The 25884-nt window shown below is 62.7% G+C and carries 22 protein-coding genes and 2 tRNA genes; 17 read left to right on the top strand and 7 right to left on the bottom strand.

The genetic code is table 11. The features are described from left to right. Positions 1-52: 52 nt before the first annotated feature. Positions 53-505 carry an Lrp/AsnC family transcriptional regulator gene (locus tag NKJ90_RS02410; protein ID WP_023757689.1) on the top strand — a complete coding sequence of 151 codons (453 nt, stop codon included), beginning with the start codon at positions 53-55 and terminating at the stop codon, positions 503-505. A 1-nt stretch (position 506) separates the two neighbouring features. Here the strand turns inward: NKJ90_RS02410 and NKJ90_RS02405 are convergent, their stop codons facing one another. Both NKJ90_RS02405 and NKJ90_RS02400 read right to left on the bottom strand, forming a co-directional pair. Continuing rightward, entirely contained in the window at positions 507-1706 is a 1200-nt protein-coding gene (locus tag NKJ90_RS02405; protein WP_023757690.1) for a cytochrome c peroxidase, read from the bottom strand. 7 nt (positions 1707-1713) lie between these two features. After that, a complete protein-coding gene (locus tag NKJ90_RS02400) occupies positions 1714-2163 on the bottom strand; it encodes a FixH family protein (RefSeq protein ID WP_023757691.1) in 450 nt (149 codons plus the stop codon). A gap of 150 nt (positions 2164-2313) precedes the next feature. Here NKJ90_RS02400 and NKJ90_RS02395 point away from each other — a divergent pair, with 150 nt between their 5' ends. Next, on the top strand, positions 2314-3234 hold the full coding sequence (locus NKJ90_RS02395; RefSeq protein WP_023757692.1) for a sugar kinase: 921 nt from the start codon (positions 2314-2316) through the stop codon (positions 3232-3234). A gap of 141 nt (positions 3235-3375) precedes the next feature. On the opposite strand, the gene NKJ90_RS02390 is transcribed toward NKJ90_RS02395, so the two are convergent. The 3 genes from NKJ90_RS02390 to NKJ90_RS02380 form a co-directional block, all read right to left on the bottom strand. Beyond that, positions 3376-4398: an aldose epimerase family protein gene (locus tag NKJ90_RS02390; RefSeq protein ID WP_023757693.1), complete on the bottom strand. Its 1023-nt coding sequence runs from the start codon at positions 4396-4398 to the stop codon at positions 3376-3378. 85 nt (positions 4399-4483) lie between these two features. Further along, positions 4484-5941, bottom strand: a complete 1458-nt coding sequence (locus tag NKJ90_RS02385) for an NAD-dependent succinate-semialdehyde dehydrogenase (protein ID WP_023757694.1) — start codon at positions 5939-5941, stop codon at positions 4484-4486. Positions 5942-6166: 225 nt separating this feature from the next. Beyond that, on the bottom strand, positions 6167-7114 hold the full coding sequence (locus tag NKJ90_RS02380) for an AEC family transporter (RefSeq protein ID WP_023757695.1): 948 nt from the start codon (positions 7112-7114) through the stop codon (positions 6167-6169). Positions 7115-7212: 98 nt separating this feature from the next. Here NKJ90_RS02380 and NKJ90_RS02375 point away from each other — a divergent pair, with 98 nt between their 5' ends. From NKJ90_RS02375 to NKJ90_RS02330, 10 genes are all read left to right on the top strand, one after another. Next, a complete protein-coding gene (locus NKJ90_RS02375; RefSeq protein WP_352485615.1) occupies positions 7213-10239 on the top strand; it encodes a caspase family protein in 3027 nt (1008 codons plus the stop codon). A gap of 96 nt (positions 10240-10335) precedes the next feature. Beyond that, positions 10336-10884 carry a histidine phosphatase family protein gene (locus NKJ90_RS02370; protein WP_023757696.1) on the top strand — a complete coding sequence of 183 codons (549 nt, stop codon included), beginning with the start codon at positions 10336-10338 and terminating at the stop codon, positions 10882-10884. A 228-nt stretch (positions 10885-11112) separates the two neighbouring features. Then, positions 11113-11186 (top strand) — tRNA-OTHER (locus NKJ90_RS02365). Positions 11187-11188: 2 nt separating this feature from the next. Continuing rightward, positions 11189-11263 (top strand) — tRNA-Leu (locus NKJ90_RS02360). Between the two features lie 336 nt (positions 11264-11599). Beyond that, entirely contained in the window at positions 11600-12742 is a 1143-nt protein-coding gene (locus tag NKJ90_RS02355) for a slipin family protein (protein WP_023757697.1), read from the top strand. Positions 12743-12972: 230 nt separating this feature from the next. Further along, positions 12973-13254 carry an acyl carrier protein gene (locus NKJ90_RS02350; RefSeq protein WP_023757698.1) on the top strand — a complete coding sequence of 94 codons (282 nt, stop codon included), beginning with the start codon at positions 12973-12975 and terminating at the stop codon, positions 13252-13254. 56 nt (positions 13255-13310) lie between these two features. After that, positions 13311-14501 (top strand): beta-ketoacyl-ACP synthase, encoded by a 1191-nt coding sequence (locus NKJ90_RS02345; protein ID WP_023757699.1) that lies wholly within the window; start codon positions 13311-13313, stop codon positions 14499-14501. 51 nt (positions 14502-14552) lie between these two features. Continuing rightward, positions 14553-15830: a beta-ketoacyl-ACP synthase gene (locus NKJ90_RS02340; protein WP_023757700.1), complete on the top strand. Its 1278-nt coding sequence runs from the start codon at positions 14553-14555 to the stop codon at positions 15828-15830. Positions 15831-15866: 36 nt separating this feature from the next. Beyond that, positions 15867-16895, top strand: a complete 1029-nt coding sequence (locus tag NKJ90_RS02335) for a zinc-binding dehydrogenase (RefSeq protein WP_023757701.1) — start codon at positions 15867-15869, stop codon at positions 16893-16895. 13 nt (positions 16896-16908) lie between these two features. After that, positions 16909-17892, top strand: coding sequence for a lipid A biosynthesis lauroyl acyltransferase (locus tag NKJ90_RS02330; protein WP_023757702.1), 984 nt, complete (start codon positions 16909-16911; stop codon positions 17890-17892). 70 nt (positions 17893-17962) lie between these two features. Here NKJ90_RS02330 and NKJ90_RS02325 read toward each other — a convergent pair whose 3' ends face one another. Beyond that, entirely contained in the window at positions 17963-18391 is a 429-nt protein-coding gene (locus NKJ90_RS02325; RefSeq protein WP_023757703.1) for a L,D-transpeptidase, read from the bottom strand. A 221-nt stretch (positions 18392-18612) separates the two neighbouring features. Between NKJ90_RS02325 and NKJ90_RS02320 the strand changes: the two genes are divergently transcribed. The 5 genes from NKJ90_RS02320 to NKJ90_RS02300 all read left to right on the top strand — a co-directional run bounded on the left by NKJ90_RS02320 (position 18613) and on the right by NKJ90_RS02300 (position 25224). After that, a complete protein-coding gene (locus NKJ90_RS02320; RefSeq protein ID WP_023757704.1) occupies positions 18613-19893 on the top strand; it encodes an acetylornithine deacetylase/succinyl-diaminopimelate desuccinylase family protein in 1281 nt (426 codons plus the stop codon). A gap of 163 nt (positions 19894-20056) precedes the next feature. Continuing rightward, positions 20057-21535, top strand: coding sequence for an ABC transporter substrate-binding protein (locus NKJ90_RS02315; protein ID WP_023757705.1), 1479 nt, complete (start codon positions 20057-20059; stop codon positions 21533-21535). 256 nt (positions 21536-21791) lie between these two features. Then, positions 21792-22739, top strand: coding sequence for an ABC transporter permease (locus NKJ90_RS02310; protein WP_023757706.1), 948 nt, complete (start codon positions 21792-21794; stop codon positions 22737-22739). Then, positions 22736-23605, top strand: a complete 870-nt coding sequence (locus tag NKJ90_RS02305; RefSeq protein WP_023757707.1) for an ABC transporter permease — start codon at positions 22736-22738, stop codon at positions 23603-23605. Before NKJ90_RS02310 ends, NKJ90_RS02305 begins: the two co-directional genes overlap by 4 nt. Beyond that, positions 23602-25224: an ABC transporter ATP-binding protein gene (locus tag NKJ90_RS02300; RefSeq protein ID WP_023757708.1), complete on the top strand. Its 1623-nt coding sequence runs from the start codon at positions 23602-23604 to the stop codon at positions 25222-25224. The genes NKJ90_RS02305 and NKJ90_RS02300 overlap by 4 nt, the downstream gene beginning before the upstream one ends. A 158-nt stretch (positions 25225-25382) precedes the next feature. Here NKJ90_RS02300 and NKJ90_RS02295 read toward each other — a convergent pair whose 3' ends face one another. After that, complete coding sequence (locus NKJ90_RS02295) at positions 25383-25868, bottom strand: NUDIX domain-containing protein (protein ID WP_023757709.1); 486 nt, start codon at positions 25866-25868, stop codon at positions 25383-25385. Positions 25869-25884: the final 16 nt, after the last annotated feature.

Below are 25884 nucleotides of genomic sequence, written 5' to 3'. Positions count from 1 at the left end.
TCATTTGCCCTATCTTGGGCGTCCAGAAATTGACATATGGCCTGAAACTTCGATGACAGAAGACCAATTGGACCGCATCGACAGGAATATCCTGGCGGCGCTGGCAAGCGATGGCCGGCTGTCCATGTCAGAACTGGCGGCAAAGGTCGGCCTGTCGAAGACGCCCGTCCAGGCGCGGGTGAAGCGGCTGGAAAAGGAAGGCTACATCAGGGGCTACCAGGCGATCATCGACCGCGAGCGCATGGACGAAGGCCATGTTGCCTTCGTCCAGGTGAAGTTGTCCGACACCCGATCCGCCGCGCTCGACGCCTTCAACCGATCCGTGCAGGCCGTGCCGGAGATCGAACAATGCCACATGATGGCGTCGAGCTTCGACTATCTGCTGAAGGTTCGCACCCGGGATATCGCCGCCTACCGCCGCGTCTTGGGCGAGCGTATTTCAGCCCTGCCCCACGTCGCCCAGACCTCGACCTTCGTGGCAATGGAGACGGTGAAGGATCGGTAACTCACTCCGAAAGCGTCTTCAGGAACGCCACCAGCGCCGCACGTTCATGATCCGACAGCTCCAGCGGATGAATTTCGGACGTACCCTCCACGCTAGGGGCCGCCTTGGCGTAGTGCGCCACCACTTCGTCGAGCGACGAAAACTGCCCGGCATGCATGTAGGGCGGCCGCGTTGCGGCTCCGCGCAGCGACGGTGTCTTGTAGGCGCGGATGAGTTGCGGCGCATCCTTGACCATGAAGCGCAGTTCGCCACAGGCGGTGGCGTCGCCATCGCGATAGGCGCCGAAGCAGTTGAACGGGTCGGCTTCGACTTGGCGCACGGCATCGATGCGGCCGCGATCTGGCGGCAGGCCCGCAACGGGCGGCACGCCGGTGTTGTGAAAACCGTTGTCGGTGAAGCGCGGGCCGTTGTGGCAGGTCACGCAATTGGCCTTGCCGATGAACAGTTTTAGCCCAAGGATCTCCTCCTTCGAAAAAACAGCGTCGCCTTTCGGCTCGGCGCCGGTGACGAGGTCCATCGCAAAGCGGTCGAAGCGCGTCGGCGCTGGCTCGATCGATCGTTCGAAAGCGGCGATCGCCTTGCCGATATTGGCAAAGACGCCGTTGATGGCGTCACGCTGCACGCCGCTCATCGCGTCCCAAACAGCCTTCTCAGCATCGTTTCCAAGCGGGCTGGCATTCGACGGCATGTCGGAAAAATCGGGCAGCGGCCCGAAGATGCGCTCGTAGCGTTCGCCGAAGCGCGCCTTGATGTAATGGGCGTAGGCAGCGCGGTTTCCTGCCTGCTCCAGTGGATTTTCGAGCGGTGTTAGCGCTTGCGCCCACAGGCTATCGCGGCGGCCGTCCCAGAAGAACCAGGGATCGCGCGCCACTCCGGCCAGCGGCATGGTGCGCCGGTTGGTGTGGCCGACGCCGACGGCTTGTGGCAGGTCGTCCTGGAATTGCCGGTCGATCTTATGGCAGGTCGAACAGGATACCGTGCCATCACGGCTCATGCCCTGATCGAAAAACAGCGTCGAACCGAGTGCGGCGGCGGCCGGCACGTCGGCAAAGCGGTTGGTGGTGTCGGGCTTGGGCGGCGGCAGTGAGGACAGCGCCAGCGAGGCGATGGTCTTCTTCTCGGCGTCGGAGAAGTCAGGCTCGCCGCAACCGGCAAGCATAACGGCAACCATCATTGCCAGAAAACGTGAAAGCCACCTCATTTCTCGCTCACAGCACCACATTGAAGAGCACGGTGTCGGAGCCGGCATTGGCCGAAATGGCGAAATGCAGCTGCCACCAGCCGCTCATGGTGAACTTCACCCCCTCTATGCGATAGCGTCCGTCGCCGAGATAGTCGGTCGCCTGCGGGCTGGTTGGCAGGCCATGACTGTGCAGCGGCATGCCACCGGAGATCGTGATCGCGGCCCCCTCGACCGGAGTTCCAGACTTTGTCTTCAGCGTCAGCAGCCACGATTGCAGCTGGCCTTGCCGCACAACGCCCCGCTCCGGCAAGAAACTAGCCACGAATAGCCCGTTGTCGGTGTTCTTCGTGCGCGAAACATCCGGGCCGGCAGGGTGCGACGACCGCGGCGCCGTCAGATAGACCACCGCGAGAATTCCGACCAGCAAGGCAGCCAGACCAAAACCTGCGAGAAGATAGCGCCATATCGATGCCAAACCGTTTCCTCTTCTGCAGACAACGCTCTGCCGGACGGATCGCATCCCGCCAGCTGTGGGAAAACGCCATGGCGGAAAAAACCCTGCTTGCCAAGCATGGCGCTGCCGGTGGCAAAAAGCTACAGCAGCGAGATCACTGGAGGATTGCAGATGGCGGGAAACGGCGTCGCCTCGATCGGCGAATGCATGCTCGAACTGTCGGGTCAGACGGGACCAAACTGGCGCATGGGCTTTGCCGGCGACACGTTCAACACGCTTTGGGCACTGCACGCGTTGAGCACTGAGCGGCCCGCAACCTATGTCTCGGCCTTCGGCGACGATCCGTTTTCCCAAGGCCAAATCGGCTTCTTCGCGGAAAACGGCATCGGCATCGGCTCCAGCCCCATCATAGCGGGGGCGCGACCGGGTCTCTATGCCATCACGCTCACCGGCGCCGAGCGCTCCTTCACGTACTGGCGTTCCGACGCTGCTGCCCGGCAGCTTGCCTCGGATCCTGCAGCACTATCGAAAAACCTGGAAAATCAGGCCCTTGTCTATTTCAGCGGCATCACTTTGGCAATTCTGAGCGAGGCCGCGCGCACCACATTGCTGGCGGCTGTCGCCAAGGCGCGGGCAGCCGGCTCGACTGTCGCGTTCGATCCCAATTACCGGCCGCGGCTTTGGCGCAATCGCGAGGAGGCGCAGGCCGCGATCGCCGAAGCCCTTGTCGTCACCGATATCGCACTGCCGACCTACCCCGACGAGCAGATGCTGTTTGGTGATAAAACACCGCGGGCGACGGCCGAGCGGCTCGGGCAACTCGTCGGTGAGGTCGTCGTCAAGAATGGCGAAGCGCCGGCACTGATTGCCCAAGGAGAAACGCTGTGCGAGGTCCCGGCGATCCATGTCGCCGACCCCGTCGATACGACCGGCGCAGGCGATTCGTTCAACGGCGGTTATCTTGCGGCTCGTCTTGCCGGCCATGAGGCGCTGGAAGCCGCACGCCGTGCCCATCGCGTCGCCGCCGCCGTGGTGCAGGTGCGCGGCGCACTGGCGCCGTTCGAGACGCTGCGAAACGCTTTCGAAGGCTAAGGTCCGGTGAGATTCAGGTCAGGCCAAGCCGAAAACAGCAGGTTCCGAGAACCGGAGCGGACGTCCTTTTTGGGAATATGAGCACCGGAAGCGCAGGAAACGGCTGTTTGCAGGCCGGTCTCACCTGAATATCGGCGGACCTTAAGGCAGGCGGAAGCGATACTCCGTCACATGATGATAGATCGCGCCCGGCCACAAGGTTGCCTGCGGGAAGTAGGGCCGGTTCGGCGCATCCGGCCATATCTGCGGCTCCAGGCAGAAACCGCAAAAGGCCTTGTAGTTGCGGCCTTCGAGGCCGGTACGCAGCGTCACGTACTGGCCGGTATAGAGCTGAACGCCGGGCTCGGTGGTCCAGACTTCCATCTCGACACCGGAACTGGCGCCTTGCGTCCATGCCGCCTGCTTGAGCGGTCCACGTGACGCGGCAAGGCAAAAATTCTGGTCGTAGGGCAGTTGCTCGCCCTCGATCTCCATGCGCAAGGGCCGCGCCTGGCGGAAATCGAACGGCGTGCCGTCAACCGGCTTGACCACCCCGGTCGGGATCATGTCGCCATCGACCGGCAGATAGGCACCGGCATTCAGCATCATCCTGTGGTCGAGAATGTCGCCGGCGCCGCCATCATCCAGGTTGAAATAGGAATGCTGGGTGAGATTGCACAGCGTCGGCTCCTCGCAGGTGGCAGTCAGCTCGACACTGAGCGTGCCCGGGATCTTCAGCCGATAGGTGCAGGTGACGTCGAGCGCGCCGGGAAAGCCCATCGAGCCATCGGGGTCATGCAGCGTCAGGGTGACGAAATCCCTGCCATGCAGCGAAACCGTCCACGGCCTGTGGGAATAGCCCTGCGAGCCGCCATGCAACGTATGTTTCCCGAGGAAATTTTGCTCGGTCTGATAGCGACTGCCGGCGATGGTGAAACGGCCATCGCGGATGCGGTTGGCATAGCGGCCGACGACCGCGCCGAAGAAGGCCCTATCGGTCTCATAGGATCCCAGATTGTCATAGCCGAGCACCAACGGCGCATCGTGCCCGGTTAGGCGCAGATCCTGGATGATCGCTCCCAGGCCAAGGATGTTGGCAGTGATGCCGCCGCCCCTGATCGTGAAGCGACGCACCGCCTCGCCTGCCTGCGTCGTACCGAAAACCTCGCCGTCCTTCATCGCCATGCCCGCAAATGCCAGTTGATCCAGTCGGCTGGTTTCCCGCACAAAACGGGCAGGCCATCGGCCTCCCCATCTCAGGAATAGATTATCAGAGGCCGAGGCCGCCAATGCAGACATATTTGGTATCGAGATAATCCTCGATGCCCTGATGTCCGCCTTCCTTGCCGAGGCCGGATTCCTTGACGCCGCCGAACGGAGCTTCCGGTGTGGTGATAAGGCCTTCATTGACGCCGACCATGCCGTATTTCAGTCCTTCCATGACGCGGAAGGCGCGGCCGAGATCGCCGGTGTAGAAATAGCAGGCGAGACCGAATTCGGTGTCGTTGGCGAGCGCGACGGCTTCCTCTTCGGTGTCGAACTTGAACACCGGTGCCACCGGGCCAAAGATCTCTTCCTTCATGAAGCGCATCTTGGGTGTCGCGTTGGCGATGACCGTCGGCTGGAAGAAGGAACCGCCGAGCGCATGGCGCTTGCCGCCGGCGACGACCTTGCCGCCCTTGGACGTCGCGTCGGCGATCAGTTCCTCGACCTTCTCGACCGCCTTCTCGTCGATCAGCGGTCCCTGCTGCACGCCGTCCTCGAGGCCGGAACCGACCTTCAGCCCGTTGCTGGCGGCGGCGAGCTTCTCGACGAATTTGTCATAGACGCCAGACTGAACCAGGAAGCGGTTGGTGCAAACGCAGGTCTGACCGGAATTGCGATACTTGGCGGTGATCGCACCGGCGACGGCACGATCGAGGTCGGCGTCGTCGAAGACGATGAACGGCGCGTTGCCGCCGAGTTCCATCGACACCTTCTTGACGGTGACCGACGACTTCTGAATGAGAAGCTTTCCGACCTCGGTCGAGCCGGTGAAGGTGATCTTCGACACCAGCGGATTTGCGCAGATCTCGTCGCCGATCTCATTGGCCGAGCCGGTCAGGATGTTGATGACGCCCTTCGGGAAACCGACTTCCTCGGCGAGCGCGCCCCAGGCAAGACCCGAGTAAGGCGTCTGCGAGGCGGGCTTTACCACCGCGGTGCAGCCGGCGGCGAGCGCCGGGCCGAGTTTGCGGGCCAGCATCGAGGACGGAAAATTCCACGGCGTGATGGCGGCGATGACGCCAACCGGCTCCTTGGTCACCAGGATGCGGCGGTCCGCCCACGGCGATGGTACCACGTCGCCATAGGTGCGGCGACCTTCCTCGGCGAACCACAGGACATAGGATGCGGCGGAGCCGATCTCGCCCTTCGATTCGAACAGCGACTTTCCCTGCTCGATGGTCAGCAGCTCGGCCAGCACGTCCTGGCTGTCCATCATCGCGTCGTGCAACTTGCGCAGCAGCTTCGAGCGCTCGAGCGCAGTCGTCTTCCGCCAACTCTTGAAAGCTTCTGCGGCGGCTTCGATGGCGCGGCGGGTCTCGGCCTTGCCCGACTTCGGTACAGTGCCGATCTTGAGGCCGGTGGCCGGATTGTTGACGTCGACCGTCTGGCCGCTGTCGGCCTGCACCCATTCGCCGTTGATGAGATTGGCCTGCCGCATGAAATGGCTGGTTTTCTGAAGCATGGTCTATCCTCCGTTCGGCACTGACGGCCGGTCTGTGAAGTCTTCGGTGAGCGCGCGCCATGGACTGAAGCCCGCACGCCGGAGCCATTGCTCTTTACCTAGGGCAAGGCCCGCAAGCAATCGCTACATGGCATATAGGGGTTGGGCCAGTCGGGGGCGAGAGCAGGCTCGCTTATGAGATGCCGATCGCAGGCGGGCATCGCCCGAAAATCGGCACACATGGTATCAGAAAACGTGGAGCACCACCGTCAGCCAGAAAGCGGTGGTGATGGCGGCGCAGGCGGTCGCGATGATCATCTGGTTCGACGCCAACGCCTGGCCCGTGTTAAACTGCACCGCGATCAGATAGGAATTGACGCCGGATGGCATCGCGGCAACCATCACCGCCACCTTGGCAGTCAAGGGCGGCAGGCCGAGCAGCCAGACGAAGGCGAGGACCAGCGCCGGCATCAGGAACAGCTTCAACGCCGAAAGCACCAGCGCCGGCCTGATATTGCCCGAAATGCCGAAGCGGCGCAGGCTGAGCCCCATGGCGAACAACGCCACCGGCCCCGCCGTACCGGCCAATGCATCGACCAGGCGCATGGCGACATCAGGCAGCGGCGCACCTGTGATGCGCCATGCAAGTCCTGCCAGAATGCCGATGATCAACGGATTCATGAAAAGCCGCTTGAGGAAGCTATGGATAACGCGCAACGGATGCACCGGTTCGCCGCTGGCGCGCCCGAAGGCTTCGAACAACACGATCGAGGCCATCAGCATGATCGGCAGATGCACTGACACCAGCAACGACAGTACCTCGAAACCATCCGCTCCGAATATGCCGAGGATAAAGGGGGCGCCGAGCAGCACGATATTGGAAAAGGCCGACGAAACTCCGCCGACGACGCCGGCGCGTGCATCTCGCCCGAATATCCGCCTGGTGACGAGATGCCCGGCGGCCCAGGTGATTGCCACGGCCGCGAAATAGGCGCCCCACAGCGACCAAGGTGCCACTCCGTGGAAATCCGCGTTCACCATGGTCTGGAACAACAGCAGCGGCATCGCTACGCTCACCGCAAAATCGGCTATGCCCTCGCCGCTCGCCGGCTTCAGATAGCCGGTAAACCCGGCGAGATAGCCGAGCGCGACAAGACTGAAGACAAAAAGGACGGTTTCGGTGAGCGGAGACATTTTTCCCGTGATAGGCGAGCCATGGTCGCGGCGCAATCGCGCCCGAATTTGATCATCGTCGGCTGGCAGGCTTATAGAGGGTTTGAAGCATCGGGCGGATGAAACGACAAATGGCCTTTGTCGGCACTTGGAACGGCAATCTTGTCCGACGGTTGGCAGCTCTCGTCGCCGCGCTGCTTTGCCTCGGGATTGGTATGGCTCAGGCCGCGGAAACCAAGAACCTCAAGGGCGTGGCGCTGATCATCGGCCAGTCGAAATACGAGCACATCGCCCCCCTCCCCAACCCGGCCAATGACGCCCGCGACATGGCCAAGATGCTGACTGATCTCGGCTTCGACGCCCGCAGCGTCACCGATCGCGACGCCGCCAAGCTGAAGCGCGACCTGGAGCGTTTCACGGAAGATGCCGAAGGTGCAGATGTCGCCTTCATCTATTATTCCGGTCACGGCATCGAGGCCGGCGGCGAGAACTATCTGGTTCCGGTCGATGCCGACGTGTCGTCACTCAGAGATGCCGACAAGGCATTGGTGCCGATATCCGCCGTCATGGACGCGCTGAAAACGACCGTGCCGGTGACGATCGTGCTGCTCGATGCATGCCGCACTAACCCGTTTCCCGCGGGCGCCGCGGTGCGGCACGCCCCGACCGCCTCCGCCTCGCCGATCGGTGCCGGCGGGCTGGAACCGGTGCGCGGCGCCAAGGCGCTCGGCAATGCGCCTGCGACGGACGCAAGCCTGGGCACGGTGGTCGGCTTTGCCGCCGAGCCAGGCCGTCCGGCGCTCGATGGCGCCGCCGGCGAAAACAGCCCCTACGCGGCCGCCCTGCTGCGCCACCTCGCGGCGATGAAGGGCACCGAGTTCGGCTCGGTCATGCGCATGGTGACCGAGGAGGTCTATCTCGACACCAAGGCAAAACAGCGTCCCTGGGTCAATGAAAGCCTGCGCCGGCTGCTCTATTTCGGCGTCGCACCAGCGGAGCCGACCGGCGACGACGGGCTGATCACCGGCGAACGGCGCCAGCTGCTGTTGACGATTTCCGAGCTGCCCGACCCAAAACGGGCACAGGTGGAACTGGCGTCGCTGCAGGAAGGCGTGCCGCTCGACGCACTCTATGGCGTGCTGAAGGCGCTAGGCACGGAAAAGATCCCCGAAGATCCGACCGACCTGCAAAAAGTGCTCGACGCCCAGGCCGAGCGCCTGAAGAAGATGATGTCCGAGCGCGCCGCACTGCGCACCGACGATCCGGAGATCAAACGGCTGGTCGCCTCCGCCGACAAGGCGATCGGCCAGGGCGCCATCGTGACGGCGCGGAAATTCCTCGACGACGCCGTCGGCCGGGTCGAGCAGACCAACGATGCAGTTGATGAGGCCGAGGATCTCGTCAAGCAGAAGCGTCTTGCCGATGCCGCGATCTACGCCAGGCGCGCCGGTGCCTCGGCACTGGTCTTCGACTACAAATCCGCCGCCGGCGACTATGCCAAGGCGTTTTCGCTGGCGGAAAAATGGGACGACAAGCTGCGCTGGAACTACAAGAACCAGGAAGCCGAGGCGCTGAACGCTTACGGCTACGCCACCGGTGACCTCGATGCGCTGCAGCACTCCATCGAGGCCTATCGCATCATCCTCAACTTCATTCCCAATGGCGAACAGAACCGCGACTGGGCGATCACCCGCAACAACATGGCGGTGGTGCTGCAGACCATCGGCGAGCGCGAGACGGAGACCGCGCGCCTTGAAGAGGCAGCACGGATCTTTCGCGATTCCCTTGTCGTGTTCGAGCGCGAGAAGGACGACCTCAACTGGGCCGCCGCGCAGAACAATCTGGCCAATGTGCTGTTGAAGATCGGCGAACGCGAGAGCGACCCGAAGCGCCTGAATGAAGCGGTGGTGGCGATGCGCGCCACACTCGAGAAGCGCCCGCGCGACAAGGTGCCGCTCGACTGGGCGGCTTCGCAAAACAATCTCGGTCTGGCGCTCTATGCGCTTTCCGAACGCGAACCCACTAGCGAGCATCTGATGCAAGCCGAAGCCGCCTACCGGCTGGCGCTCGAGGAATACACCCGCAAAAAAGCGCCGGTGGAATGGGCGATGGTCGAGAACAATCTCGGCAACACGCTGGTGTCGCTCGGCATTCAGCTCAACGCCAAGGAGAAGATCAACAAGGCGGCCGATGCATTCCGTGCCGCGCTCGAGGTGCGAACCCGCGAAACCTTCCCGGTCTCGTGGGCAACCAGCCGGCTGAATCTCGGCAACGCACTGAGCGGTGTCGCCCGCTTCGATATGGGAACCGGCGCGCTCGAAGAGGCAGCGGCGGCCTATGACGATGCTCTGACGGTGTTTACTCGGCAGCGTTTCCCGATGGACTGGGCGTCGGCGCAGAACAATCTCGGCTCGATCTACCAGACGCTTGGCCAGCGCACCCGCGACGCGGCCAAGCTCGAGCAATCGGTGAGCGCCTTCCGGGCCGCGCGGCACGTCTATGTCAGGCGAAAATTCCCCCTCGACTGGGCGATGAGCCACTACAATCTCGGCAACACGCTGCAGCTTCTCGCCGGTGTCACGGACAAGCCCGAACATTACGGCGAGGCGATCGCCGCCTATCGCGATGCGTTGCGCGAGTACAAGCGCGAGACGAACCCGCGGCAATGGGCGCTGAGTGAGGCCGGTCTCGGGTCGGCGCTGCACTGGCTGAGCATGAGCGATGCCAATCCCAAAACCCTGCAGGATTCAATCGCGGCCCGGCGGGCAGCGCTTGAGGTGCTGACTATCGAAGCCGCCCCCATCGATTGGGCCAACGCCCAGAACGGCATAGGCTTGAGTCTGCTCAACCTCGGCAATCTCGAACGCACGGACAAATACCTCGATGACGCAGAGGCAGCCTTCACGGCGACGCTGAAGGTATTCACCCGCGAGAGTCAGCCCTTGCAGTGGGCGTTCGAACAGAACAACCTCGGCGACGTCCATTGGAACCACGCCAGTTATGGCGCGGGTAGGCTGGAATATCTGAAAGCCATCGAATTCTTCGAGAGCGCCAAGCGGGGGTTTACCGAAGCCGGCTACACGATGCCCATTCCGTTGACCGACCAGAAAATCGATCTAGCGAAGAAGCAGATGGCCAAGAAGTAAGGCTCCGCCCGACCGCGCCTTGTCTTTCGGCTGGCTTTACGTCCCTATATGTCCGGTCACCGGAACCCATTGCCGGGAACCGGAGAAGGATAGCCTATGATTCGACTTGTGCTGGCTTTGCTTCTGCTGGCCATCCCGGCCGCAACCCACGCCACGGACGCCGGCTGGGCACTATTACGCGATGGCGGCCATGTCGTACTACTGCGTCATGCCATGGTCACCGGCACCACCGATCCGGTCAATTTCGACATCGACAGCTGTGCCACCCAGGTCAACCTGTCCGCACGCGGCAAGCAGCAGGCGAGCAAGATCGGCGCCTTGTTCGCCGCTCGTGCAGCTCCTATCGAGCGCGTGCTGTCCAGCCGCTACTGCCGCTGCGTGGACACCGCCCGCATTGCTTTCGAGGCCGAACCGAAGCTGTTTGCACCGCTCGATCTCCTGAAGGGCGACGCGGCGCAAAAAGCCTCTCAGATCGCAGCGATCCTGAAGGAGATCCGCGCCTATTCCGGCTCCGACAATCTGGTCATGGTCACCCATCTGGAAAATATCCAGGCACTGACCGGCGTTTCGCCCCGCGAAGGCGAGGCCGTGGTCGTCGAACCGCAGGACGATGGCCTGCGCGTACTCGGCCGGGTCACCTTTTAGGCACTGCACTCCATCACGGATGGTTTGAAGCAGTGTTGCCGAAATGCCACCATTGAAAGACGCCGCAAATCAGCCGCGACAATCCCGCTTGCGACAACCCGTCGCAGGGGCTATAGGCGCGCTCCCGGTCACGAGAACTGGAGTGAGCACAACGGTTGGAGCTTTCGTCTCCGCCCGTGCAGGCGGCTTTGCCGCCCTGTATACGGCGCCGCTTTGGGGATTGGGATCGCGGATGTAGCTCAGCGGGAGAGCGCCGGATTTGGGTCCGGAGGTCGGGGGTTCAATTCCCTTCATCTGCACCACGGATAGCTCAGTTGGGTAGAGCATCAGATCGAGAATCTGACTGTCGAAGGTTCGATTCCTTCTCCATTGGCTTCCAAGCCATTCGAAAACGGTCCGGGGATTGGAATGCGAAAGACTGGACGGATGGCCCAGGCCCTCGGGCACGGATCATCCTGAGCGTCTTCCGCCATCGGCTCGCGGCCAGGCCCGCGGTGACGATCAAGGCGCAGTGTCGCCGGCAAGGGAGGCCAAGGCCTCCGGCGCTCGCTTCGCTGCCTCGCGATCCGCTCCCGCAGGCCCGCCACGGATTGATGCCACCAGTCCCCGGATCATTCGTGCCCGGACGAAACGATGTGAAACGAGAAACGAAAAGGACGATCGACGCATGACTTGACGCCTCGCATGGGGCCATGCCCGACTGGAGTGAAAGACAATGACTATTCTCGATCAGGTTCTTGGACGCGAGCGCGTCCTCGTAAGGGAAAACGAACGTGCCCTGACCCTGCACAAGGGTGAGATCAAGGCTGTCCTGATGCCGGGCGAGCATTGGCTCGCCAACCGGCGCGGCAGCCTCGAAGTGTCCCGGCACGACCTAAAGAACCCGGAATTCGTTTCGGGATACGAGAAGGCGTTGTTCGACAAGCTCCCGGAGGTGGCCGCGCGTCATTTCACCGTCGTTCGCACCGGGCGCACGGACGTCGCAATCATCGAACGTGACGGCAATTTGCACGCTGTGCTGGCGCCGGACCGCAAGCTGGTGCTGTGGACGGATGCCGGTCCGTGGAAGGTGACGCTGATCGACACATCGGTCGACCTCGCCATCGATGCGGCGGTCATGCGCCGGCTCGGCCAGGCCCGGAAGGCGGAATTGATGTCCGTCCATCCGGTCGTCGATGGTCAGGCCGGACTGCTGTTCATCGACGGTGTCCTGGTCAGGACGCTGACGGCGGGTGTGCATGGCTTCTGGAACGTCGGACGCATGGTGCAGATCAAGGTCGTCGACCTCAAGCGCCAGTCGCTTGACGTTGCCGGGCAGGAAGTGCTGACCAAGGATCGCGTGACGATCCGCGTCAACATCGCCGCCGAATACCGGGTCGTCGACCCGGTCAAGGCGGTGAGCATGGTGAAGGACTTCTCCGAAGCCCTCTACCGCGCCCTGCAGTATGCCTTCCGCAAGACGCTTGGCGCGCTGACGCTCGACCAGATCCTTGAAAAGAAGGTGACGATCGACGAGGAGGCGGCGGCCAAGGTTCGCGCCGATATGGCCGAGATCGGAGTGGAGGTCAGCGATATCGCCCTCAAGGATGTTATCCTGCCGGGCGAGATGCGCGAGATCCTCAACCAGGTGGTGTCGGCCGAAAAGCAGGCCGAGGCCAACATCATCCGTCGCCGCGAGGAGACGAACGCCACGCGTTCGCTGCTCAACACGGCCAGGGTGATGGCGGAAAACCCGGTAATGCTGCGGCTGAAGGAGCTCGAGGCTCTGGAAACCATCGCCGGCAAGGTCGAGCGGCTGACCGTCCACAACGGAACGGGCGGACTGCTCAACGACCTGGTCAAGCTCCGCGACAGCTGATGCATGCCGCCCAAGACTGGTTCCAGCTTGGGAAAGCGACCTGCATCGAAACAAAGGCTGACGTAACGTCAAGGGAAGGGCCGCCGGTCAGCCAGCGGCCCTTCTTGCCTTTGCAGAGCGGGTTCCCATCTGCGCCCGGCGTATGAGGCCTTTTCCTGCAGGGAAAAACCGATTAGACAGCGCCGAAACCAGATGCGGACAGATTCCGCCCGCAACCGAAGGAAAAGCCCTTGTCCAGCACGTTCGACAAAGTCGCCAAGATCATTGCCGACACCAGCGAGATCGATCTCGACACCATCACCCCGGAGAGCCACACGATCGACGATCTCGGCATCGACAGCCTCGATTTCCTCGATATCGTCTTCGCCATCGACAAGGAATTCGGCATCAAGGTGCCGCTTGAAAAGTGGACCCAGGAGGTCAATGACGGCAAGGCTTCGACCGACGATTACTTCGTCATGAAGAACTTGTGCGCCAAGATCGACGCACTGGTCGCCGCCAAAACCGCCTGACGTCAGTTGAGCGCGCGACCTTGACGCGCTCTGCCGCCTGACCCACAAAGCCGCCCATGAGCAGCCCCCGCGACGTCATCATCACTGGTATCGGCCTGGTCTCCTCCTTGGGGGAAGGTCCGGACGCCCATTGGCAGAAGCTCGCGCAGCCGGGCCTGGAACCGGTGCTCGAAACCGCGCGCTTTTCGCCCTACACTATCCATCCTTTGCCGGAGATTGACTGGAACCTGCAGATCGCCAAGCGTGGCGACCAGCGCCAGATGGAAACCTGGCAGAGGCTTGGCACCTATGCCGCGGGACTTGCACTGGACGACGCCGGCATCAAGGGCAATGACGAACTCTGCACAACCATGGACATGGTCGTCGCCGCCGGTGGCGGCGAGCGCGACGAGGCGGTCGATGCTGCCATTCTCGCCGCTTCGGAAAGCCGCAACGACCGCGACGTGCTGCTCAACGAGAAGCTGACCACCGAATTGCGGCCTACTTTGTTCCTGGCCCAACTCTCCAACCTGCTCGCCGGCAACATCTCCATCGTCCACAAGGTGACGGGATCGTCCAGAACTTTCATGGGTGAGGAAGGTGCCGGCGTCGCCGCCGTCGAGACCGCCGCCGCACGCATCCGTTCCGGCCAGTCGACGCACATCCTGGTCGGCGGCGCCTTCCAGACCGAACATTCCGACATGCTGCTGGGCTATGAGCTTGCCGGCTATTTGCATCGCGGCCCGTGGAAACCCGTCTGGCAAAGACAGGGTGGCGAGGGCGGCGGCGTCGTGACCGGGTCTGGCGGCGCTTTCCTGGTGCTGGAGCAGCGCGAACACGCGATAAGCCGTGGGCGCAAAATCTATGCCGAGCTCGGGCCGGTGGTCTCCGGCCGCTCCAGGCGGCAGCGAGGAGAACTCGATATGGCGATCGCCGCGCTGCTCAAGCAGGCTGTATTGCCGAACGGCAAATTGCTGGCCCTGTCGGGCGCATCGGGCGCCCATGCCGCGACATCAGCCGAGAAAGCAGCACTCGATGCCAATCCGGCGATATCAGCGCGCGGTTTCTCGACGCTGACCGGACACATGAAGGAAGCACAGTTTCCCTTCGCCGTAGCGCTGGCGGCTCTCGCTGTCCACCGCAGGGCCGCCTATCCTGTTTTTGATGCCGCAGCCGAGAAGCCGTTCGAAGGCGTTCCCGCAACTGTCCTTGCAACGGCGGTCGGCTATCACCAATTCGAGGGCATGGCGCTGGTCAACACCGCCTGAGACGGCGCTCCGCAATCCATGCTGCAACGATAAGAAGTCGAGAACTCCCGGATGGCCAATCTGAACGATCACAAGGGCAGGCCGATTGTCGCCGTCACCGGCATCGGCGTGGTGACCTCGCTTGGTGTCGGCAAGACAGACAATTGGGCGGCGTTGACCTCGGGAAAGTCAGGCATCCACCCGATCACGCGCTTTCCGATCGATCAACTGAACACCCGCATCTCCGGCATGGTCGATTTCCTGCCGTCGAGTTCGCAGGGCGCCAGCCCCCTCACATACGAGTTGGCCGAGCTTGCGGGCCTTGAAGCGGTGGCCGAAGCCGGTCTTGATTCCAGCGATTTCGGCGGACCGCTCTTCCTCGCCTCGCCACCGGTCGAACTCGATTGGGCCGAGCGCTTCTCGCTCTACAATTCCGGCAAGGACAAAGATGACACCGCCGCCGAAAAACTGCTTCGGGTGGCGCGCAGCTTGAAAGAGCTGGATATCTTCGAGACGACTCAGTTCGGTTCGATTGCCGACCGCCTTGCCGAACGCCTCGGCACACGCGGCCTGCCGATCACCCTGTCGACGGCTTGCGCTTCGGGTGCCACCGCGATTCAGCTCGGGGTCGAGGCGATTAGACGCGGCGAATGCGAACGCGCGCTGTCGATCGGCGCCGATGGCTCTGCCACCGCCGAGGCACTGATCCGATTCTCATTGCTTTCGGCGCTCTCCACGCACAACGACATTCCCGAAAAGGCATCGAAGCCTTTCTCCAAGGACCGCGACGGCTTCGTGCTGGCCGAGGGATCCGGGGCGCTCGTGTTGGAATCGCTCGAAGCGGCATTGTCTCGCGGCGCGACCATCCTCGGTATCCTGGGCGGTTGCGGCGAGAAGGCCGACGACTTCCACCGCACCCGTTCGAAGCCCGACGCTTCGCCGGCCATCGCCGCGGTTCGCACTGCCCTCGCCGATGCCGGCCTGAGGGAAGACGAGATCGACTATGTCAACGCCCATGGCACGTCGACGCCAGAAAACGACAAGATGGAACATCTGGCACTGTCGACGGTGTTCGGCGAGCGGATCGGCTCGATGCCTGTCTCGTCGAACAAGTCGATGATCGGCCACACATTGTCGGCGGCGGGCGCAGTCGAGGCGGCGTTCTCGCTGATGACGATGCGCGAAAGCGTCATTCCGCCAACCATCAACTACGACAATCCCGATCCCGCGATCGTGCTCGACGTGGTGCCGAACAAGAAGCGCAATGCCGAGGTACGCACGGTTCTGTCGAACTCCTTCGGCTTCGGCGGCCAGAACACTTGCCTTGTCATGGCGCGGGAACCGGTCTAAGCGACCTTTTTCAGCCAGACTGAACCGACAGGCCCCATGCGCGCATTGCAACTTATCGAGGACCGCCGTCTTGAAACGGTGGACCTGCCGCCTCCCCCACCGCCGGCACTCGGCGAAGTCACGCTGCGCATCAAGGCGGTGGCGCTGAACCACATCGACGTCTGGGGCTGGCGCGGCATGGCCTTCGCCAAGCGCAAGCTGCCGCTGGTCGTCGGCGCGGAAGCCTCGGGCGAGGTCGAAGCGGTCGGCCCCGGTGTTTCCAGGCTGCTGCCCGGACAATTGGTGTCGATCTATGGAGCCCGCACCTGCGGCCTTTGCCGAGCCTGCCGCGAAGGCCGAGACAATCTTTGCGAGCATGTTTCGGGTGTTCACGGTTTCCATCTCGACGGCTTCGCGCAGGAGAAAATCAACCTGCCGGCTCGCCTGCTGGTTCCTGCGCCACCCGGCGTGACCGACGTCGGTGCCGCGGTGGCGCCCGTCACCTTCGGTACCGTCGAGCACATGCTGTTCGACAATGCCAGGCTGCAACCCGGCGAGACCATTCTCATCCATGCCGGCGGATCCGGCATCGGCTCGGCGGCTATCCAGCTGGCAAAGCGGATGGGCTGCACCGTTATCACCACGGTCGGTTCGAACGACAAGATCGACAAGGCCAAGGCGCTCGGCGCCGACCATGTCATCAACTACCGTGACGACCGTTTCGAGGGCGTCGTGCGTAAGCTGACCAAAAAGAAAGGCGTCGATGTCGTCTTCGAACATGTCGGCGCCGATACTTTTGCCGCTTCGATGCTGTGCCTGAAGCGTGGCGGCCGCCTTGTGACCTGCGGTTCGACCTCCGGCGTATCGACGCAAATCAATCTGATGCAACTTTTCCAGCAGCAACTGAAACTGCTCGGTTCCTTCGGCTGCCGCATGGAGAACATGGCCAACGCCATGCAGAAAATGGCGGCGGGACAGGTCGCACCGGTCATCGACACCGAGGTCGACTTCGACGGTATCGATGCCGCCCTGAAGCGCATGGAAGGCCGCGACGTGTTCGGTAAGATCATCCTGCGCGTCGGCTAGAGCCTTGACCTCTGTGTTCAAGAAGTTTCGCCGAGATCTCAAATTTCGCTACGGCAGGCAGTTGCGCCAGTTCAACTACTGGCTGGTTGCGCGCGCGGCGATGATGATCATCTCGATCCTGCGTCTGCTACCGGCCGACAGTGCGCTGAATTTCGCCGACCGCGTCGCACGCCGCATCGGCCCCTGGGTGGGACGCCATCAGGTCGCCGTCGACAATCTGCGCAAGGCCTATCCGGAAAAGGGCGAAGCCGAAATCCAGGCGATCGCCTCCGACATGTGGGGCAACATGGCCCGTCTTGCCGCCGAATACATCTTTCTCGACGCCCTGTTCGATTACGATCCTGCGGCCAGCAAGCCCGGCCGCGTCGAGGTCAAGGGAACAGAGCATTTCGTCGAGATCGCAGGTGAACGGAAGCCGCATATCGTTTTCACCGGCCATCTCGGCAATTTCGAGTTGCTGCCGGTGGCGGCGGCGACCTTCGGCATGAACATCACGGCGCTGTTTCGGCCGCCCAACAATCCCTATCTCGCCGACTACATCCTCTCAACGCGCCGCTCGACCATGGGCTCATTGCTGCCATCGATGGCCGGCGCCTCATTCGCGCTGGCTGGGGTCCTGGAGAATGGCGGCAACATCGGCATCCTTGTCGATCAGAAATTCTCCAACGGCCTGGATACGACATTCTTCGGCCGCCCCTGCCAAAGCAATCGGGTGCTGGCCACCCTTGCCCGTCACTACGACTGCGACGTCTATCCGGCGCGCTGCGTCAGGCTGCCAGGCAACCGCTTCCGGCTCGAGATCGAGGACAAGTTGACCTTGCCGCGCACCGCTGACGGCAGCGTTGATGTCCGCGCCACCACCCAGCGTCTCAACGACGTGGTCGAACGCTGGGTACGCGAAGATCCCGGCCAGTGGATGTGGTTCCACAAAAGGTGGGAGATCGGCGGCGGACGACGAAAGCGCCGGCCGAAGCCCGCTCCGGCCGCAAACGCTTAAGCCTCGCCGCTGGCGGGGAGATTAGTCCTACACCAGCCGATAATGCCGACTTCAGCGACTCTGGATCGCCTCAGTTCGTCACGACAATCCGCGTGTTGCCGAAACCCACTTCGCGCACCATCGCATAGAAAGTTGCGGCATTGGCCGTGTGCAGCCGCACGCAGCCGTGCGACGCCGGGCGGCCGAGTTGCCTGACGGCACCGGTCCCGTGGATGGCATAGCCGCCATGGAAGAAGACGGAGTATGGCATTGGCGACATATGGTATTTGCGCGAATACCACATCCGTGCCGTACGCTGCGGCTTATAGCTGCCGCGCGGCGTGAAATAACCGGGACGCGCGGTGGACACGCTCCACCGGTAAACCGACAAGCCATATCTGACCGTCATCGTCTGCGACGACACGTCTATGTTTGCAACGAGGCTGGCTGCCCAGCCCTGCCCCGAAGCACCGAACAGCATCGCGACAAAAATGGCCGCCATGAGAACTGTCTTTTTCATGCGATCAAACCCCTTTGATTGCCCCTTACTTGCCTGCCATCACGTTGTTTTCACCTTTTTAATGGCAGGTGAACCGGGTAACACACACTCCTTGACCAATTCGCCAATCCAAAGCAGCCAATTTGAACGATTTCCCGCAATAGTTGCCGCAACGACACGCCGCTCGGGCTTGGTCACCGGTGGGCTTGCAAAATCAAGACGATCGTTGCTCAACTCTGCGCATGAACGAGCGACTCCTCCAGGCAATCGATATCAGGCGCGACGATGTCGTCGCGCTGACCGCCGATCTGATCCGTTTTCCGACCATCAACCCGCCCGGCGATGCCTACCGGCCATGCGCCGAATATCTCGGCGCGCGGCTGAAGAAGAGCGGTTTCGAGACCGAATTCATTCGCGCCGAAGGCACGCCCGGCGACACCGACCGCTACCCGCGCGTCAATGTCGTTGCCCGTTTCGACGGAAGGTCGCCCGGTGCCTGCGTCCACTTCAACTCGCACATCGATGTGGTCGAAGCCGGCGACGGCTGGACGGTCGATCCCTTTGCCGGTGTCGTCAAGGACGGCAAGGTCTATGGTCGCGGCGCCTGCGACATGAAGGGCGGCCTGGCCGCTTCGATCATCGCCGCCGAGGCCTTCCTGGAAGTCTTCCCCGACTTTCCCGGCGCTATCGAAATCTCCGGCACGGTCGACGAGGAGTCCGGTGGCTTCGGCGGCGTGGCCCATCTGGCCAGCCTCGGCTATTTCTCGAAACCCAGGGTCGACCACGTCATCATTCCCGAGCCGCTGAACAAGGACCGCATCTGTCTGGGTCATCGTGGCGTCTGGTGGGCGGAGATCGAGACCAAGGGCGAGATCGCGCACGGCTCCATGCCGTTCCTCGGCGACAATGCGGTGCGCCACATGGGTGCCGTGCTAAGGGCATTCGAGGACGAATTGTTCCCCGCACTCGACCGCAAGATGACGCGCATGCCGGTCGTGCCCGAAGGCGCAAAACGCTCGACCATGAACATCAATTCGATCCACGGCGGCCAGACCGAGGATTTCCGGCCAGGCCTGCCCTCGCCCAACGTGCCCGATTCCTGCCGGCTGACCATCGATCGTCGCTTCCTGCTCGAGGAAGATCTCGATACCGTCAAAGGTGAAGTGACCGGCATTCTCGAGCGCCTGAAGCGCGAGCGGAAAAAATTCGACTATGAAATCCGCGACCTGATGGAAGTGCTGCCGCTGATGACGGAGCGCGACGCGCCGGTGGTCAAGGCGGTGGCGCAAGGCATCATGGCGGTGTTCGACCGCGAACCCGACTACGTCATCTCGCCAGGCACCTACGACCAGAAGCACATTGCCCGTATCGGCCACATCTACGATTGCATCGCCTATGGTCCAGGCATTCTCGACCTTGCCCACCGGCCGGACGAATGGGTCGGGATATCGGACATGGTGGAAGCGGCCAAGGTGATGGCGATCGGGCTCAACGTGCTGTTGCGTGGCACAGCCACGGGATAAGGCGCGCACGGCGACAAGCTTCGACCTGCCGATGAGGCCCCCAGGACAAAAACATTCCCGACGATGCCAACGGGCAGAACGAAACGCAATTTACTCCGCGGCGAAATCACGCTTCTATCGCCCGGGTTTGAGCACCTGTCTGAAACGCATGGGGAGTTGCACGATGAAATTGTGGAAAACCATCCTGGCCGCCGCAGTGCTGTCACTGGCCGCCAGCACCTCCGCGTTTGCCGCGCGAACCGACCTGGTCATCGGCATCGCGCTCGAACCACCGCATCTCGATCCGACCGCCGGGGCCGCCGCGGCGATCGACGAGGTGCTTTACGCCAACGTGTTCGAGGGCCTGACGCGCATCGGGCCGAATGGCGAGGTGCTGCCGGATCTGGCCGAAAGCTGGACCATTTCCGATGACGGCAAGGTCTACACCTTCAAGCTGCACACCGGCGTGAAATTCCACGACGGCACCGACTTCGATGCCAGTGACGTGAAATTCTCGCTCGACCGCGCCCGCGCCGACAATTCGGTCAATGCGCAGAAGGGCCTGTTCGCGGCCATCGACACGGTCGAAATCGTCGACCCCGCAACAGTCAAGGTCACGCTCAAGAACCCGCAGGGCTCCTTCCTCTACAATATGGGCTGGGGCGACGCGGTGATCGTGGCGCCTGAGACTGCCGGCACCAACAAGGAGAAGCCGATCGGCACCGGCCCGTTCAAGTTCCAGAGCTGGGCCAAGGGATCCTCGATCACCCTGGTCAAATCGGACAATTACTGGGGCACGCCGGCGTCTCTCGACAAGGCTGAGTTCCGCATCGTTCCGGATGCCGCGGCCGCCGTGCCGGCGCTGCTCTCCGGCGATATCCAGGCCTTTCCCTTCTTTGATCCCGACAGCGTCGCGCAGGTCAAGGACGACCCGCGCTTCAAGGTGGTGATCGGCGCGACCGAAGGCGAAACCATCCTGTCGATCAACAACAAGAAGTCTCCCTTCGACAAATTGCAGGTGAGACAGGCGATCTCCTATGCGCTCGACCGCAAGGCGATCATCGACGGCGCCTCGGCCGGCCTCGGCGTGCCGATCGGCTCGCACATGTCGCCCGCCAACAAGGACTATGTCGATCTCACCGGCCGCTATCCGCATGATGTCGCCAAGGCAAAGGAATTGCTGAAGGAGGCGGGGCTGGAGAAAGGCTTCAAGGCGACGCTGAAATTGCCGCCGCCCACCTATGCCAGGCTTGGCGGCGAGATCATCGCCTCCGAGCTTCGCGACGTCGGCATCGATCTCGAGATCATCCCGGTCGAATGGGCACAGTGGCTGGATCAGGTGTTCACCAAGAAAGACTACGACCTGACCATCGTCTCCCACACCGAACCCAACGACATCGATATCTATTCGCGCAAGGATTATTATTTCAACTACGACAATCCGGCCTTCGACAAGGTGATCGCCGATCTCGGCGTCACCTCCGACGAGGCCAAGCGCAAGGAATTGCTGGGGCAGGCGCAGAAGATCCTGGCCGACGATGCCGTGGTCGGCTTCCTCTACGAACTGCCCAAGGTCGGCGTCTGGGACGCCAAGTTGCAAGGCCTGTGGGAAAACGCACCCATCCAGGCCAATGATTTGACCAAGGTGAAGTGGAGCGAGTGAGGTTGCTGGCCAAAAGGCGACCCTTGCGTTCCTTCGCGCCCCCCTCTGCCCTGCCGGGCATCTCCCCCTCTAGGGGGGAGATTGCGCTCTCGCTGCTGCTTTCGCCAATCATCAACGCTGTATTTGTGCCACCGGCGCTGAAACTTCCAATCTCCCCCCTTGAGGGGGAGATGTCCGGCAGGACAGAGGGGGGCGCCGTAGAACGCTATAGTCACCTCTTGCCTGCCCCCGGCAAAACAGCGGTCCCCGACCTTCCATGACCGCCTATCTCCTAAAACGCCTCGCCATCGCCATCGCCACTCTGATCTTGGCCTCCATGGTGGTGTTCGCCGTGCTGGAAGTCCTGCCCGGCGATCCGGCACGGCTGATGCTGGGCTTGAACGCCAGCGCCGACCAGGTCGAACTGCTGCGCAACCAGATGGGCCTCAACGCACCACTGGCCCTGCGCTATCTTCACTGGGCCGGCGGCCTGCTCAGTCTCGATTTCGGCCGCTCCTATACCTATTCGGTGCCGGTCATCGACCTGGTGCGCGAGCGGCTTGCCGTTTCGCTGCCGCTGGCGCTGATTGCGCTTGCGCTCTCCACAATGATCGCGATTCCCGTTGGCCTGTTTTCCGCCAGCCGGCGTGGACGCGCCGGTGACACGATTTCCATGGGCGCCGCACAGCTTGGCGTCGCCGTGCCCAATTTCTGGTTCGCCCTGATGCTGATCTATGTGTTCGCCGTCTGGCTGCAGCTGGTTCCGGCCGGCGGCTTTCCCGGCTGGAGTGCCGGCATCTGGCCGGCACTGAAATCGCTGTTGCTGCCGGCGGTTGCACTTGCCTTGCCGCAAGCCGCGATCCTGGCGCGCGTCACCCGCTCGGCGCTGATCGAGGTGCTGAACGAGGACTATATCCGCACCGCCCGCGCCAAGGGCCTGCCCTATCGCGCCGTGCTGTGGCGGCACGCGCTGCGCAACGCGATGATCCCCGTGCTGACCATCCTGGGCCTGCAATTCGCCTTCCTGCTTGCCGGCACCATCATCATCGAGAATGTCTTTTACCTGCCCGGCCTCGGCCGGCTGGTGTTCCAGGCAATCACCCAGCGCGACCTGATCGTCGTCGAAAGCGTCGTCATGCTGCTGGTCGCCGCCGTCATCGCCGTCAACCTTCTGGTCGACCTTTCCTATGCGGTCGTCGATCCGCGCCTGAGAACCCGGCAATGACGCTGCACATCGACATTCCCGAAGAGACCTTCGGCACCATCCTGGCCAAGGCATTCAGGAACACCGCCTTCGTTGCCGGTTTCGTCATCACCGTGCTGATCCTGGCAATGGCAATCGTCTCCTATGCCTGGACGCCCTACGACGTCACGAAACTGATGATATCGGACAAGACCCAAGTACCCTCGCTGGCGCACTGGTTCGGCACCGACCATTTCGGTCGCGACATCCTGTCGATGGTCATGGTCGGCGCCCGCAATTCGATTGCCGTGGCGCTGGTCGCTGTGGGCATCGGCATGGGGGTCGGCGTGCCGCTCGGAGCCTTTGCCGCAGCACGCGGCGGCCTCGTCGACGAGGCGCTGATGCGGCTGAACGACCTCGTTTTCGCCTTTCCGGCGCTGCTGTCGGCCATCATGATCACCGCTATCTTCGGGCCGGGCGCCGTCAACGCCATCATCGCCATCGGCATCTTCAACATACCGGTCTTTGCCCGTGTCGCCCGGGCCGGCGCGCTGGCGATCTGGCCACGCGAGTTCATTCTTGCCGCGCGCGCCGCCGGCAAGAGCAGCACGCAGATATCCATCGAACATGTGCTGCCCAACATTGCCACGCTGCTCCTGGTGCAAGGCACCATCCAGTTCGCGCTGGGTATCCTGGCGGAGGCCGGGCTTTCCTATCTAGGCTTGGGCGCCCAGCCGCCAATGCCGAGCTGGGGCCGCATGCTGTTCGACGCGCAGACCCGCATGGTAGTGGCGCCATGGATGGCAATCTTTCCCGGCATGGCGATCGTCGTCACCGTGCTCGGCCTGAACCTCCTGGGCGATGGGATCGCCGACATTCTCGATCCAAAATCGCGGCGGCAGCGATGAGCCTGCTCGACATCAAGAACCTTTCGCTGACCATCGACGACACGCCGATCCTCAAGGGTATGGAACTTTCCGTCGCGCCCGGCGAAGTGATGGGCCTGGTCGGCGAATCCGGCTCGGGCAAGTCGATGACCGCGCTGACGGTGATGCAGCTTCTGCCCTATGCCGCGCGCGCTACTGGACGCGTCACATTCGACGGCATCGACCTCCTCGCGGCAACCGAGGACCAGATGTGCGCACTGCGCGGCGATGACATCGGCATGGTGTTCCAGGAGCCGATGACGGCGCTCAATCCGGTCAAGACCATCGGCGAACAGGTCGCCGAAGGCATTCGCTGGCACACCAAGGCAAGCCGCGCCGAAGCCGAAGACCGGGCGCGAAAAATGCTCGACCGGGTCGGCTTGCCCTCGGCGAAATTCCCAATGTCGCGCTATCCGCACGAACTGTCGGGCGGCCAGCGCCAGCGCGTCGTCATCGCCATCGCTTGTGCGCTGAAGCCGAAGCTCCTGATCGCCGACGAGCCGACCACGGCTCTCGACGTGGTGCTGCAGGCCCAGATCCTCGACCTCCTGCGCGACCTCGTCGCCGAGAGCCGCATGGGGCTGCTGCTGATCTCGCACGACCTTGCCGTGGTTACCGAGATGGCGGACCGTATCACCATCCTGCGCCGCGGCGAGGTAATGGAAACCGGCGACACGGCGCGCACGCTGTCCGAACAGCTCCACCCCTTCACGCGCCAGCTGGCGCAGGCCTCGATCCATGTGCCGGCGCGCTCGAAGCCGCATGGTCTCGAGACGGGCCGATCTTTGCTCCAGGTCGAGGGCGTGACCCGCGACTATGCCGGTCGGCGCACCTCGCTGTTCAGGCGGGCGCCTGATATCCGCGCCGTCGACCAGGTGTCCTTGTCGATGGCGCCGGGTCAGTCGCTGGCGCTGGTTGGCCGCTCCGGCTGCGGCAAGTCAACGCTCGCCCGCATGATCCTGGCGCTGGACCGGCCAAGCTCGGGCACCATCCGGTTTCGCGGCGAAACCATCACCGGCAAGAGCGAAGCCGAGCTGAAGCCGGCGCGCCGTGACATGCAGGTTGTCTTTCAGGATCCTTATGGTTCCTTCGATCCGCGCCAGAAGGTCGAAAAACTGGTCGCCGAACCCCTGCATGTGCTGGACAAAAAGCCGACGCGCGCCGAGCGCCGCGAGATGGTGGCGCACGCACTGCACGAAGTCGGCCTCGACCAGCGCGACATGGACAAATACCCGCACGAATTTTCCGGCGGCCAGCGCCAGCGTCTGTCGATCGCCCGCGCCATCATCACGCGCCCGAAACTGGTCGTCGCCGACGAGCCGGTTTCGGCGCTCGATGTCTCCATCCGTGCCCAGATCCTTGATTTGTTCGCAGAGCTGAACCAGAAGCTCGGCATCGCCTATCTCTTCATCACCCACGACCTGACCGTCGCCCGCGCCATCACGGACGAGGTGCTGGTCATGCATGATGGCAAGATCGTCGAGCGCGGCAAGACCAGCGACGTGCTCGATCACCCGCAGTCCGAGGCGGCCAAGGCGCTTGTCACCGCCGCCCCTGATTTGTACCGGGCGATCGCTCGGCGGATGCGGGAACAGGGCTAACTAAAGCGTCTCAGAGACTGTTTCGAAATTCGCTCTGGCGAGCCAGGTGGTGGTTGTTTCGGGGTCGCGGAGCGACGAGCGCAGCGGACATTTGGGTCCGTGAGAAGCGCAGAAAACGCCTCCAGATGGCCGCCGGAGTAGAATTTCCAAACAGTCTCTCAGATCATCTGGAATTTTCCGGTGGCCTTGAACCGGAGATAGGCCTCGATGCTGCGCGCCATGTTGGGCAGCATCTCGGGCAAGCTGTCAGGCGCGAACCAGCCGACAGCGGTGCTCTCGTCATCGGCGACCGCCGGCTCGCCTTCAAACGAGCGCGTATAGAACATCAGCGCGAAGAACTGAGCGCGGTCGCCATTCGGAAACTGGAAGGTTTCATAGTGCGGGTCGCAGCCGAACCCGAATGGTTCGACATCACTGACGATCAACCCGGTTTCCTCGAGCACCTCCCGGATGACCACCGCTTCCAGGCCCTCGCCTTCCTCGGCATTGGCGCCGGGCAGGCCCCACAGGCCAAAATCGGTCCGTTTCTGCAACAGGATGCGGCTGTCGGCGCGTTCGATGACGATGCGCGCACCCGGCATCAACACCAGACGGCTTCCGATCAATGCCCGCAATTGTCCCAGATAGCTGTCGGCAAAGGCCACTTGAATACCCCCTTTG

Origin of the sequence: Mesorhizobium sp. M0051 (assembly GCF_040323235.1) — a bacterium.
In the GTDB taxonomy this organism is placed as follows: Bacteria; Pseudomonadota; Alphaproteobacteria; order Rhizobiales; family Rhizobiaceae; genus Mesorhizobium.
The sequence above is the reverse complement of the archived record's forward strand: the minus strand, read 5'-3'. Positions and strand labels throughout refer to the sequence as shown.

Excerpts from the sequence above, each read along its gene's own strand:
- NKJ90_RS02320 (WP_023757704.1), top strand. The coding sequence starts at position 18,613 with ATGAACGAGCGACTCCTCCAGGCAATCGATATCAGGCGCGACGATGTC.
- NKJ90_RS02405 (WP_023757690.1), bottom strand. The coding sequence starts at position 1,706 with ATGAGGTGGCTTTCACGTTTTCTGGCAATGATGGTTGCCGTTATGCTT.
- NKJ90_RS02315 (WP_023757705.1), top strand. The coding sequence starts at position 20,057 with ATGAAATTGTGGAAAACCATCCTGGCCGCCGCAGTGCTGTCACTGGCC.
- NKJ90_RS02395 (WP_023757692.1), top strand. The coding sequence starts at position 2,314 with ATGGCGGGAAACGGCGTCGCCTCGATCGGCGAATGCATGCTCGAACTG.
- NKJ90_RS02390 (WP_023757693.1), bottom strand. The coding sequence starts at position 4,398 with ATGGCGATGAAGGACGGCGAGGTTTTCGGTACGACGCAGGCAGGCGAG.
- NKJ90_RS02300 (WP_023757708.1), top strand. The coding sequence starts at position 23,602 with ATGAGCCTGCTCGACATCAAGAACCTTTCGCTGACCATCGACGACACG.
- NKJ90_RS02410 (WP_023757689.1), top strand. The coding sequence starts at position 53 with ATGACAGAAGACCAATTGGACCGCATCGACAGGAATATCCTGGCGGCG.
- NKJ90_RS02305 (WP_023757707.1), top strand. The coding sequence starts at position 22,736 with ATGACGCTGCACATCGACATTCCCGAAGAGACCTTCGGCACCATCCTG.
- NKJ90_RS02370 (WP_023757696.1), top strand. The coding sequence starts at position 10,336 with ATGATTCGACTTGTGCTGGCTTTGCTTCTGCTGGCCATCCCGGCCGCA.
- NKJ90_RS02380 (WP_023757695.1), bottom strand. The coding sequence starts at position 7,114 with ATGTCTCCGCTCACCGAAACCGTCCTTTTTGTCTTCAGTCTTGTCGCG.
- NKJ90_RS02335 (WP_023757701.1), top strand. The coding sequence starts at position 15,867 with ATGCGCGCATTGCAACTTATCGAGGACCGCCGTCTTGAAACGGTGGAC.
- NKJ90_RS02310 (WP_023757706.1), top strand. The coding sequence starts at position 21,792 with ATGACCGCCTATCTCCTAAAACGCCTCGCCATCGCCATCGCCACTCTG.
- NKJ90_RS02385 (WP_023757694.1), bottom strand. The coding sequence starts at position 5,941 with ATGCTTCAGAAAACCAGCCATTTCATGCGGCAGGCCAATCTCATCAAC.
- NKJ90_RS02355 (WP_023757697.1), top strand. The coding sequence starts at position 11,600 with ATGACTATTCTCGATCAGGTTCTTGGACGCGAGCGCGTCCTCGTAAGG.
- NKJ90_RS02375 (WP_352485615.1), top strand. The coding sequence starts at position 7,213 with ATGAAACGACAAATGGCCTTTGTCGGCACTTGGAACGGCAATCTTGTC.
- NKJ90_RS02340 (WP_023757700.1), top strand. The coding sequence starts at position 14,553 with ATGGCCAATCTGAACGATCACAAGGGCAGGCCGATTGTCGCCGTCACC.
- NKJ90_RS02345 (WP_023757699.1), top strand. The coding sequence starts at position 13,311 with ATGAGCAGCCCCCGCGACGTCATCATCACTGGTATCGGCCTGGTCTCC.
- NKJ90_RS02325 (WP_023757703.1), bottom strand. The coding sequence starts at position 18,391 with ATGAAAAAGACAGTTCTCATGGCGGCCATTTTTGTCGCGATGCTGTTC.